This window comes from Flavobacteriales bacterium (genome assembly GCA_016716605.1).
Lineage (GTDB): Bacteria > Bacteroidota > Bacteroidia > Flavobacteriales_F > PHOS-HE28 > PHOS-HE28.
The window spans coordinates 1,212,494-1,224,970 of record JADJWA010000001.1 but is presented as its reverse complement, the minus strand read 5'-3'; the positions used below and the strand labels follow the sequence as shown (position 1 = coordinate 1,224,970).

The 12,477-nt window shown below is 56.6% G+C and carries 7 protein-coding genes; 6 read left to right on the top strand and 1 reads right to left on the bottom strand.

Annotated elements, in window-relative coordinates; all coding sequences use genetic code 11:
- Positions 1 to 10: 10 nt before the first annotated feature.
- Positions 11 to 3,157: a zinc dependent phospholipase C family protein gene (locus IPM12_04860; GenBank protein ID MBK9147139.1), complete on the top strand. Its 3,147-nt coding sequence runs from the start codon at positions 11 to 13 to the stop codon at positions 3,155 to 3,157.
- On the opposite strand, the gene IPM12_04855 is transcribed toward IPM12_04860, so the two are convergent.
- Positions 3,147 to 3,383, bottom strand: a complete 237-nt coding sequence (locus tag IPM12_04855) for a response regulator transcription factor (protein MBK9147138.1) — start codon at positions 3,381 to 3,383, stop codon at positions 3,147 to 3,149. The genes IPM12_04860 and IPM12_04855 overlap by 11 nt on opposite strands.
- 465 nt (positions 3,384 to 3,848) lie before the next feature.
- Between IPM12_04855 and IPM12_04850 the strand changes: the two genes are divergently transcribed.
- The 5 genes from IPM12_04850 (at position 3,849) to IPM12_04830 (ending at position 12,472) form a co-directional block, all read left to right on the top strand.
- The gene (locus IPM12_04850; protein ID MBK9147137.1) at positions 3,849 to 5,252 is read left to right on the top strand and encodes a hypothetical protein; all 1,404 of its coding nucleotides are present in this window, start codon (positions 3,849 to 3,851) and stop codon (positions 5,250 to 5,252) included.
- Between the two features lie 30 nt (positions 5,253 to 5,282).
- Entirely contained in the window at positions 5,283 to 6,026 is a 744-nt protein-coding gene (locus IPM12_04845) for a hypothetical protein (GenBank protein ID MBK9147136.1), read from the top strand.
- Positions 6,027 to 6,063: 37 nt separating this feature from the next.
- Positions 6,064 to 7,695 (top strand): SAM-dependent DNA methyltransferase, encoded by a 1,632-nt coding sequence (locus IPM12_04840; protein MBK9147135.1) that lies wholly within the window; start codon positions 6,064 to 6,066, stop codon positions 7,693 to 7,695.
- Between the two features lie 16 nt (positions 7,696 to 7,711).
- Positions 7,712 to 8,878, top strand: coding sequence for a restriction endonuclease subunit S (locus IPM12_04835; GenBank protein MBK9147134.1), 1,167 nt, complete (start codon positions 7,712 to 7,714; stop codon positions 8,876 to 8,878).
- A 90-nt stretch (positions 8,879 to 8,968) separates the two neighbouring features.
- On the top strand, positions 8,969 to 12,472 hold the full coding sequence (locus IPM12_04830) for a hypothetical protein (protein MBK9147133.1): 3,504 nt from the start codon (positions 8,969 to 8,971) through the stop codon (positions 12,470 to 12,472).
- Positions 12,473 to 12,477: the final 5 nt, after the last annotated feature.

The window sequence follows — 12,477 nt, the reverse complement described above, 5'->3', positions numbered from 1 at the left end:
CCAAGCCACCATGCCGAAGTACGGAATCCATCACATCATACTCGAGAAGGTGCGCGAGCGCCTCGCCGACGGAAACAACGACCAACGCGACCTGCACCGGATACTCGCCCAGAACCGGGTGGAGGGAAATCTCGGATGCATCGGGCCAGACCTCCTTTTCTGGGCCCCGGACTACGCCATCGTCGAGAATCTGAAGGACCTGGTCGAAGCATACGACCGCGTCATGCAGCTACTAGAGCCGATCAAGGAATTCGCGGAGGGTATCGAGGAGAACATCGAGGAAGGCGTGGAACAAGTCGTCGATGCAATGGAAGGCATCCCGATCATTGGACCTGCTGTGGCGGTTGCCAGCGACTATGCCGAAGCCATCAGTGCAATGACGGAAGCCTTCGAGGTGCTCGGTAACGGCTTGAAGGACGAAGTGAGTCAAGCGCTATTCCTGCGCATACTCGGACTCGACAGCGCGGCGGGCTCCGATAACAACACGCTTGCACGCAGCCTGTTCCACGGGCTCTTCCAAAGTAGCCAACAAGCCGGGCGCGAGGAGATGGACTGGTACTGGTTCGAGATGCTGCACTATCGCAAGACCGGCGACTTCGTGAAAGCGCTCATCCGAAATGCAGAGGCCTCCAACGATGAGGCGCAGATGGCATACGCCTATGGATATGCCACGCACTACGCTGCTGATCTGGTCGGGCATCCGTTCGTGAACACGATCTCCGGCTCACCGTATCGGATCAATGTGCAGCGCCATGTGGTAATCGAGAACTACATGGATCAATGGAAGTGGTCTGGCTCGGGGGCAGGGAACATCCGCAACACCTTGTTCGGGGCTTTCGGCTTCGGCGACATGCCGAACCTGCCAGATGGAATCGCTGCACTCATCGCTAGCACCATTGAGGAGGTGTATCGCGATGTCGTGCACCCCCTTCGCTATATCACGGATGAGAATACGCTCAGACTCGCCGAGAGCGTTGGCGTGAACAGCGCACGCGACGGCTTCCTATCCGCTAAGGATATCCAAACCTCCTACACGTTCCAGAAGTTGATGTTGAAGTTCCTCGGCGGCCAGGAAGAGCAGCTGCGGCCCGAGGAGCCCTTCCCGGGAGCGGATGCCTACCTGGCAGACTTGATGAGCGGAGGCGACCTCAACATTCCCTCGCCCCCTGGGCTCCCTTCGACGCCGCTGCCCAATAGCGTTGAAGATTTCTTCGCCGCCATCGTGGCTTGGTTCCAAGCGGCAGCGGAGTTCATTGAATGGCTCGTTGATGCAACGGTCGAGTTAGGGCGAGCAATCGGTGAAGCACTGCTCAACTTCCTGTCCGATCCGGCAGGCGAGCTCCTCAAGCTGCTCCAAGCACTCGCCTATGCGGTGCAGCTCTTTCTATATGATATCTATCGGATGATCCACCAAGTGCTCGCATTATCCGGCCTGGCCTATCCGGAGCCGGAGGATGCGGCGCTGACCAGCCCCATCGCCGAGGCCTTGGTCACAACGCGTAAAGTTGACTACAAGCAGTTCCCCATCGTGCGGCAGCCTGGACAGCCACACTTGGACACGCGTTCCTATGTACCTTTCTTGAACCATGCGAACCATCCGGATTTCTTGAACGGGCAGCACGAGCATCCGACCACAATCGCTTCCTTCTATACCCTCGAGGGCGCTGAAACGCCCGATGGCTTCATCGATTCGGTGCCATTGGACCTCAAGCTGCTCACGGCCTATGCGCGCGCCGAGACTCCTGAGGATACCCGAACGCTCCAACAGGAGAACGCCAAGAGCTTCGGTAACGCGGTGGATATCAGCCTCTTCATGCTTGCGAACCGCAGCACGAATAAGCTTGAGGACGTGGCGTTCTGCAATTGGAACCTCGACGGCGACCGCGGCTACGGCTATAAATCGTGGGATGGGATTCCCTTCACCGCCATACCGGGCGAGATTGACGGCGCCATCGATGGCAATGAGGACCTGGCTGAAGTGAGACAGCAGGGCTTCTCGGTGTGGACTTCAGTTGCCGAGACAGGCACCGGCACGGGCCGCCGCTCGCGATACACACCTGAGGTCTATGTTGGCAACAAGGAAACACGGCACACATTGCTAAGTGCCTTGAACATCTCGGAGCAGTTCGTCCCGAGCATGTTCACTGACCCCGAGCGCATGACTGGTACGCGGATTCAGCGCTGGTCCGCTATGGTGCCTGAGCGCCTGGCAATCCTTACGGCCAGTCCCTTCACCAACATGTTCTTCTGCAATGGCATGACCACCACGCCTTCATCCGGAATACGTTCTACGATGGCGCTGCAGAAGACCCTGAACGGCGCCTTTGAGGGTATCGCCGATACGGCCTTCCACCTCAAGCACCTCCATAACTACACCAGCTTGGAATGGGGTGATCACTACAAGATTGCCGACCTCGTCCAATCCATCGGGGTTGATTACCTCTCCAGTCTGATGAACACCGATGCCGTCCTTTCCGGTGGCACACCGCGCTCTGTGGTCAACCCCACGCAGGTGGCGGCCATGGCCCTGCTGCACCACGGCATGGAGCAGGACATACCGCTCGTGCTGTGCGGCCATAGCCAAGGCTGCATGATCACCGCCAACGCAGTCCTGGTGTTCAGCACGCTCGGGCAGGGCCACCGCGACTACCTGAAGAACAAGGTGAAGCTCTTCCACTTGGAGCCGGAGCTCATCATCTCCACACGCTTGCTCCTGCGCGATTTGGTGCGCGGCTATCTCGTGTACATCATGAACAACAGCGACCCCATGGGGTCAGATCTGCTAATGGAAGCCGCATCCGGCCCCTTCCCGCTGATACCGGGTCAACCGGGCGGGCTGGTGCGGGAGGGCGCCGGTATGGCCGCACTCAATGCGCTCATGAGCGATCCCGATCCCCTCAGCATCGAATTCTACACCAACCTGGCCGCCGTGGCCAGCGGCACCGGTAACGATCTCACCGAACTCATGGGCTACATCTCCCGCGTGAACATGACCGCGCATTTCATGCCCGTGCAGCTGCCCATCATCGCCGAAGACATCCGGCGGGATCGATTCCGAACCGACCCTGGCACGCTCTCCAACGGCCGTGTGCAGCTCTCCACCGCGAACACGCTGAATGCAACATCAATTCGTGTACGTGAGTTCCTCACCACATGAACGCATCATTCGCCACCGCGTAGCTGTCTATCACCGGAATGGCCAAATCCACGATGGCCAGCGCCACCTCCGCGCCGGCCACCAAGGCCTGCACCAGCTCATGGCCATTTCGGGCATCCACCGTTACGCGGCAGCGCTCACTGCCGTGCAAGAGGTCAGCGATGCCCGCGCGCATCAGGTCGTGGTCGTCGGCAAGGGCCACGTGCAAGGCTTCGGATCCAGGCATTCGTGAGCTGATTTCGATCCCACGAATTCACGGATCGGAAGCGTGAGAATGGATGTGGTGAATACCGGTGCTTGCGGCCAAGCCCAGCGGTAGCCTGCCCATGCGTTTCCAGCCCTCAGGGCCACGGATCCCGCACCCGGCAAGGGTTTGCGCACGCGATGGAGCGGTTGTGATTCCGAGCAGGACCCGTGTAATAAGCCCCCCCCGACCCGTGTAAGAAACCGGCTTGGGGGAAGGGAGGGGTTAACAGGAGGTGGGGAGGTTTGGCCAGCTAAAACCCCAACCAAATTGAACCCGAATAGAAGATTCCGCCTGTTGCTCCTGGTGGGATGCATTGGCGTGACCCTGACAACCAGCGCTCAACTTCCTCGACAGACTATAGATGAGGAGCTCCTGAGCGAGTTGGTCCTGGCCAAACAGGAGGAAGTGAAGGTGCGGGCGATTACGAACCTTGTACGTGGAAACGTGCGCACCCTCAACAAGACTACATACAATACCATTTACGATATGGTGGATATCCTGCTGACGGAGAAGAACAAGACCGTGATGACCCGCGGGCTTGTTTCCAAAGCAGCTGACTACGCACTCTCCTTTGCCTCCGCGCGCTATCTCATGCAAAGCCAAAGCGTATTCACCGGTGCGGAAGAATTGAAAGGGAAGTCTGCGGCTGAAATCGCGTCGAAACTGGCTGACGCCTACGATAAAGTCCAAGCACCAGGCGCTCTAGCGAGACAAGGAAATCCGATCCGTATTGGGAAGATCAGTGCGGGCGAGAGTGAGCAACACATGGTCGTAGTAGACAACTGGCTCTTGGACCAGATGTATATCCGGCTTTCGAGGAGCGCAAAGCTCAAGGAGCTTGGGTTCTTCAAGGTTGAAAGTGGCAGGACTTGGCAATACGACACGTTGAGGAGAGCTGACATCGACTACGTGAGCCTTTGGGAAGAGAATGCCACCGAACGGCAGCGCTTGACCAGCTTGATTGATGGCTACCGGATCTGGCTGGAAACCAACCTAGGGAATATTGATGAGGTGGCCAAGGCGGTTGAGGCTACAGACTGGAAGGCACTAAAGGGCCTCAACTTGACCAAGATCGCGAAACAGCAGGGCACAGTGGGAAACGCTGAAATCGCTGCTGTCATGAAGCTATTCCTCAAGACGATGGATCTCTACCGCTATCATGTCGGGCAGAACGCAACCCTTGTACGCATCGCCGATATCATCACTGACTACGTCATTTTCGAGCCAGAAGAGCTCAATCCAGTCGGCCTCTATGGATTCAGCATCGATGTCGAAGGAATCATTCTCACCTTGGAGGATAAACTGTTACGAACCACCTCGTCACCCACCAAGAACAGTTGGTTTAACATCAGGCCCTTCTTCACCATTGGGCTCAATTACGGGTACTTCAGCAGCTTCGACAGTACATTCATAGGTGAAGAGCGACTCGGAATCCAGCAGGTGGCTTGGGCAGGGGAGAAGCTCGGCCTGAAATGGTTCATATGGGATTGGAAGTACACCCGGGGCCAACAAGCGCAAGAGCCTTACCGCTTCCACGGCCGGATGTTCACCCGCTCCGTACGCCCGCGTGATCCGGTTGTGAGCAATTGGTACTGCAGCCTGTATGCTTCCGGCCTACTCTACACCATCGCCGACCTGCGCAGTGAGGCCGAATTCCAATATCCAATAGTGGGCACAGGCACCGGGGTCCGCTTCTTCAATGGACTAGAGCTCAATGCATCCTATGCCGTACCGGTGATCCCGAACAATCAACTCGACGAGAACATTGACGCGGGCTTCTGGAACGTCGGGCTCGACATCCCCATCTTCGAGTACATCCGCGCGGCCCGCGCCAAGCGCAAAGGGTAAATGATGCTGTACAACTAGACGGCGATTCGCATGACCTACTATAACATCCTGTTCGGGCTGCTGTTCATCGGCGCCTTCCGCGAGGTGCTGCACTCGCTCGGCACTTCCAACTTCTGGGCAGCCTTGCTCATCCTGTCCATCGTGGTAAACGACATGATCAATGTCACCGATCAGTTCGAGCAACGCGGGCATGGACCGATGTACAGTGTTTGGATGAAGCTCATCGACCTCATCTGCTTCATGGCGGTGGCGCTAGCGCTCATCTGCTTGGATCCCGAGGAGTCGTTCATGAAGATGGATGTGGTGAGGAAGATTCCCTGGCACGACCGGCCATGGTTGCCATGGGCCTTGCTCACCTTGTACTGGTCGCTGGCAGTGGCTTGGAACGCGCTCAGCAAGGAGTACTCATTCAAGAGAAATGGTGATCGCTATGACCTTTGGATCCAGATATGGTCCATCCTATTCATAGTGCCCTTTCTCTTCAACACCATTTGGGTGGCTGTATATGGGCCCGCCCCGCTGACCACCAAGTACGTGGCGTGTGGGACCCTGTTGGCGCTCGGAGCCTATGTGGTCTATTTCAAACCCAAATGGTGGAAGACAGGCAAACAGGCCCCGGTGCCGCACACGGCATGCGGTTATTCACCCCCGACACTGCCGACCTTTAGCTGTTCCGCACCGCAGCTTGCAGAACGGCTTGATGCTATGGAGAAGGCATTGGAACGGTTAACAACGAAGCCAACGGCGGAAGGGACGGGGGGCGGCCAAGGATGAGCGAGCACGCAAAGCGAGTTGCTACTTTCAGCGACCCATGCCAATACCCGTGAAACCCTATACCCGTGCGCCAAAGGCCAAGGGTCTTCAGGCACTTGGGCCCAATGGCCAAGAGGCCCCTGAGCCCAATAGCCGCAAGAAAGCCGTCGAGGCCTCCGAACCCATCGAAAAGCAGCTCTGGAAAACGGCCGACAAGCTCCGCAAGAACATCGACGCTGCCGAGTACAAGCACATCGTGCTCGGCCTCGTCTTCCTCAAGTACATCAGCGATGCCTTCGTGGAGCTGTACGACAAGCTGAAGGCCGAAGAGAGCGCCGGTGCCGACCCCGAGGACAAGGACGAGTACAAGGCCGAGAACGTCTTCTTCGTGCCGCCCGGCGCGCGGTGGAGCTTCCTGCAAAGCCACGCCAAGCAGCCCACCATCGGCAAGACGGTGGATGAGGCCATGGACGCCATCGAGCGGGAGAACGACTCGCTGAAGGGCGTGCTGCCCAAGGTATACGCCCGGCAGAACCTGGACCCCACCAGCCTCGGCGGCCTCATCGACCTCATCGGCAACATCGCCCTGGGCGATGCCAAGAGCCGCAGCGCCGATGTGCTGGGCCATGTGTTCGAGTACTTCCTGGGCGAGTTCGCATTGGCCGAGGGCAAGAAGGGCGGCCAGTTCTACACCCCGCGCAGTGTGGTGGAACTGCTGGTGAAGATGCTGGAGCCGTACAAGGGCCGTGTGTTCGACCCCTGCTGCGGCAGCGGCGGCATGTTCGTGCAGAGCGAGAAGTTCGTCACCGAGCACCAAGGCAAGGTCAACGACATCAGCATCTACGGGCAGGAGAGCAACCAGACCACCTGGCGGCTGGCCAAAATGAACCTCGCCATCCGCGGGCTGGACAGTTCGCAGGTGAAGTGGAACAGCGAGGGCTCCTTCCTCAACGATGCCCACAAGGACCTGAAGGCCGATTACATCATCGCCAACCCGCCCTTCAACGTGAGCGACTGGAGCGGCGATCTGCTGCGCACCGATGGACGCTGGCAATACGGCGTGCCGCCCGAAGGCAACGCCAACTTCGGGTGGATGCAGCACTTCATCTACCACCTCAGCCCAAGCGGGCAGGCAGGCGTAGTGCTCAGCAAGGGTGCCCTCACCAGCAAGAGCAGCGGCGAAGGCGAGATCCGCAAGGCCATGGTGGAGGCGGGCCTCATCGATTGCATCGTGAACCTGCCCGCCAAGCTCTTCCTCAACACTGGGATTCCAGCATGCCTTTGGTTCTTAAGTAGGAACAGGGCCAACGGCAAGTTCCGCAGCAGGACCAGCGAGATCCTCTTCATCGATGCACGGCACATGGGGCACCTGGTGAACCGCCGCACGCGCGAGTTCAGCGAGGCCGACATCAACACCATTGCGGACACCTACCACAACTGGCGGAACCCCAAGGGCACCTATGCCGATGTGCCGGGCTTCTGCTGCGCCGCCCCACTGAGCCGCGTGAAGGAGTTGGACTACGTGCTCACCCCCGGCCGCTACGTGGGCCTGGCGGATGAGGAGGACGACTTCGTGTTCGCTGAGCGCTTTGCCACGCTGCAAGCCGAGTTCGCGGCGCAGCTGAAGGAAGAGTCCGAGCTGAACAGCGCCATCCTGAAGAACCTGAAAAGCGTGAAGGTCGATGGGTGAGCTTCAGGAGTACCGATTGGATGAGATCGCAGAGGTGATAGACTGCGAGCATAAGACTGCACCTCGCGTTGAGCAGAGTGCATTCTACTCTGTCCGTACGCCTGACATCTTGAACGGCAGGATCGACTATGCCAACTGCTACCGTGTAGATGAACCCACCTACGAGCTCTGGACAAGGAGGGGAAAACCCGAGGCGGGTGATATCATTCTCGCAAGGGAAGCGCCTGTTGGCGAAGTTGGTTTGATACAGCCCGGATACAATGTGTGTCTTGGCCAACGCACTGTGCTGATCAAAGTGAATCGGGAGGTGGCTGATAGCAGCTATTTGACCTTTCATCTCTGTGCTCCTCCGATCAAAACAGAGCTGAAGGAACAATCAGGTGGAAGCGTGGTCTCTCACTTGAACATGAAGGACATTCGAGCCTTCCGGTTGAGTTTGCCAGACCTACCCGAGCAACGCGCCATCGCCTCGGTGCTCAGCAGCTTGGATGCCAAGATCGATCTGCTGCACCGGCAGAACAAGACCTTGGAGGCCATGGCCGAAACGCTGTTCAGGCAGTGGTTCGTGGAGGAGGCGGAGGAGGGTCTGACGCAACGGCCCTTGAGTTCCGTTGCGAACTACCTGAATGGAGTTGCCTGTCAGAAGTATCCTGCCAAGGACCCCGTGAATCGCTTGCCTGTTCTGAAGATCAAAGACCTCCGTGACGGTCTCTCGGAATCATCAGATTGGGCGACAACCGATATTGACCCCAAGTACTACGTGGAAGCAGGGGATGTGATCTTCTCTTGGTCCGCATCGCTGATCGTCAAGCTATGGGATGGCCCCAAGGCCATCTTGAACCAGCATCTGTTCAAGGTCACCTCGGATGAGTTCCCCAAGTGGTTCTACTTCATGTGGACCAAGCACTACGTGGATGAGTTCGTGAGTATCGCCGAAAGCCATGCAACTACGTTCGGCCACATCAAACGCGGCGATCTGGACGAGGCGATGGTGTTGGTACCAAGCCCCGATCGCTTGATTGAAATGACCTTGGTGATGGAGCCGCTGTTCGACAAGCACATGACCAACAGCGCGCAGATCAAATCACTCACCGCCCTCCGCGACACGCTGCTGCCGAAGCTGATGAGCGGGGAGGTGAGGGTGGAGAGCGTTACAGATTCAAAGGCATGGCCTCTCGGATGAAAGCCAACGACACCCAATGAGCACCTATATGACTTGTTTCAAGGCCGTCGATCACAATCGATACGAGCTGATGTTCGAACTAGTCGAGTGATGAGCGAATCTCCCCTTCCGAGCAATCCATCCTCCGCAGGAATGGAGGACGATCGTCCAAACTTCTGTCTTGTGATCGATATGATCAGCTCCACCGAGAAGCTGATCAAGTTGCCGCTTGATCAATTCCACGCGTTTGGCAGGGCCATGGTCGAGCAGATGAAGGAGCATTGGGAGGGCTTGGGTATGGAAGGGCAGATGGTGAAGTTCACGGGGGATGGTTGGATGGTATTCGGTACGACCATCAAGCATGTGCAAAAACTCTGCTGCCTAGCCTTGGTCATGAGCCGAAAGTTCAAGACGGAAATGGCCATGCGAACAGGCATGCCGGTCGACCAGATTCCGGACTTGCGACTCTTCATCTCAAGTGCATCTGATGCAATGGTGACACTCCCAAACGGGCAGCAGGACTTCATCAGTGATAGCGCGAGGCGAGCTAACAGATATGCCGACATGTGCCTCCCCAACGAGATTCTGACAGATGCATCGGTTCCTCACTACGGACCCAGGGATTTCGACTTCGTGCGGCTGACCGAAGAAGAACGTGCCACAAGGAACCAGCCGAAACACGATGAAGAGAGACTGGAAGTATATATACTCAAGGGACTTGGGGATGGTGTGAAGGCATGGGAAGGAAGGCCGACGCACTATGCATACACGTTTGCCCAGTCCAAGAGCCAGGAGGAGACTATTGCTGCTGTCCAAGAGTATGTATTGAACCTGCCCAAGAACGAGCCATTGAGCCCGGCAGCAGAGACGCCAGCCCAAGACCTGATTCAAGCATTCATCAGCGGTGCCCCGAGTGGCGCAACAGCAAGTGCTATCGTTGCCGCTGCACCGCGTGTCGCAAAGTTCCTTGATAGCAAGGGTTACACAATTCTCATTAGCAAACAAGCCACATACACTGATGCATTGGGTGTCTTGGGCGAGATGAGAAGAGGTGGCATCCTTGCAGATGTTTACAACTACAACGCACTACTGAACAAGACCGCCACCTTAGAGCAGGGCCTAGTCGTGCTAGGGATGATGAAGTCCGACCGGGTGTCGCCAGACGAAGTCACGTACAACACCCTGTTGAACCGGGCCAAGGGTTATCAGGAAGGCCTTGATGTAATAGAGTTGATGAAAGCTGATCGGGTGTTGCCCGACGTGATCACCTACAACACGTTGTTAAACCGAGCCAAGGACTATGATCAAGGTCGTGATGTCCTGGAGATGATGAAGACCGATCGGATGCTGCCTGACGCGATCACTTACAGCACATTGTTGAAGCGGGCGAAAGACTATCAACAGGGTCTAGATATTCTGGAGATGATGAAGGCTGATCGGGTGTCTGCCAACAATGTCACATATAGCATCTTGCTGAACTATGCCAAGAACTATCAGCAGGGGCTTGATGTAATGGAGATGATGAAGACCGATGGGGTGCCGCCTGATCAGGTCACGTATAGCACATTGCTGAATCGGGCGGAGGACTATCAGCAGGGACTCGAAGTACTGGAGATGATGAAAGTCGATCGGGTGGCTCCAGACGTGGTCACGTACAACACTTTGCTTAATAGGGCGAAGGATTATGAGCAGGGACTCGAAGTGCTGGAGATGATGACGGCCGATCGGGTGGCGCCCAACGATGTCACGTACAGCACATTGCTGAACAGAGCGAAGGATTTTCAGCAAGCCCTCGACGTGCTGGAGTCGATGAAGGCCGAACAGGTGCCGCCTAATGCATTCACCTACAATGCCTTGCTGAAAAAGACGAAGGATTTCACGCAAGCCCTCGACGTGCTGGAGATGATGAGAGCTGACCGGGTGGCGTTCGATGCGTTCACCTACAACACCTTATTGAACAGGGCCAAGGACTATCAACAGGGTCTTGATGTAATTGAGATGATGAAGGCTGATCGGATGCTGCCCGACGCGATCACCTACAGCACATTATTGAACCGGGCTAAGGACTATCAGCAGGGTCTTGATGTAATAGAGATGATGAAGGCCGACCGGGTGCCAGCCAACGAGGTCACCTATGGCACGTTGTTGAATCGGACCGAGGACTATCAGCAAGGCCTTGATGTACTGGAGATGATGAAGACCGATCGGATACTGCCCGACGCAATCACCTACAGCACATTGTTGAACCGGGCCAAGGACTATCAGCAGGGCCTCCGTGTGCTGGACATGATGAAGGCCGACCGAGTGGCGCCCGACGTGGTCACCTACAATACCTTGCTGAATAGGGCGAAAGATTATGAGCTGGCCCTCGACGTATTGGGGATGATGAAGACCGATCAGGTGCCGCCCGACGAGGTCACCTACAGCACCTTGTTGAACCAGGCCAGAGACTATCAACAGGGCCTAGTTGTACTGGAGATGATGAAGGCCGATCGAATGACACCAAACGAGGTCACCTACAGCACCTTGCTCGGCAAGACTAGGGACTATCAGCAGGGCCTTGAAGTACTGGAGATGATGAAGGCCGACCGGGTGCCGCCCAATGAGGTCACCTATGGCACCTTGCTTAACAGGACTAAGGATTTTCAGCAAGGCCTTAATGTGCTGGAGATGATGAAGGCCGACCGGGTGCCGCCCAACGATGTCACCTACGGCACCTTGCTGAACAGAGCCAAAGATTATCAGCAGGGCCTCGAAGTGCTGGAGATGATGAAGGCCGACCGCGTTCAACCCAACGAGGTCACCTATAGCACCTTAATGAACCGGACCAAGGATTTTCAGCAGGGGCTTGATGTCCTAGAGAAGATGAAGGCTGATCGGGTGCCGCTCGAGGAAGTCACCTATAGCACCTTGTTGAATCGGGCGAAGGACTATCAACAGGGCCTTGAAGTACTGGAGATGATGAAGGCCGACCAGGTGACACCCGACGTGATCACCTACAATACCTTGCTGAATCGGGCGAATGATTTTCAAGAGGGCCTGGAAGTGCTGGAGATGATAAAGGCCAACCGTTTGGTGCCCGACAATGTCACATACGGCACCTTGCTGAAGAAGACAACCAGTTTCGAGCAGGGCAAGCAGGTGATGCGCTGGATGAGGGATGTCAAGATTTCGCCGAATGCTATCGCCTTTACCACACTGTTGAGCAAGGCGACCACTTTCGAGCAGGGGCAACAGGTGCTGCGGTGGATGAAGGATGACAAGGTTTCGCCGAATACGGTCACCTATACCACACTGTTGAGCAAGGCGACCACTTTCGAGCAAGGGCGACAGGTGCTGCGCTGGATGAAGGATGACAAGGTTTCGCCGAATACGGTCACCTATACCACACTACTGAGTAAGACGGCAAGATTTGAGCAAGGGCAGCAGGTGCTGCGCTGGATGCAGGATGACCGCGTTCTGCCGAACGAGGTCACTTTTATCACGCTGATGAAAAAGGCGACCAGTATTGAGCAGGGGCAGCAAGTGATTGCGATGATGCGAGCAAACCGCATAGAACCTACAACCAACATGCTGTATCGGATGTCCAAACTTCCAAGTAGTCGGGACCTATGACCATT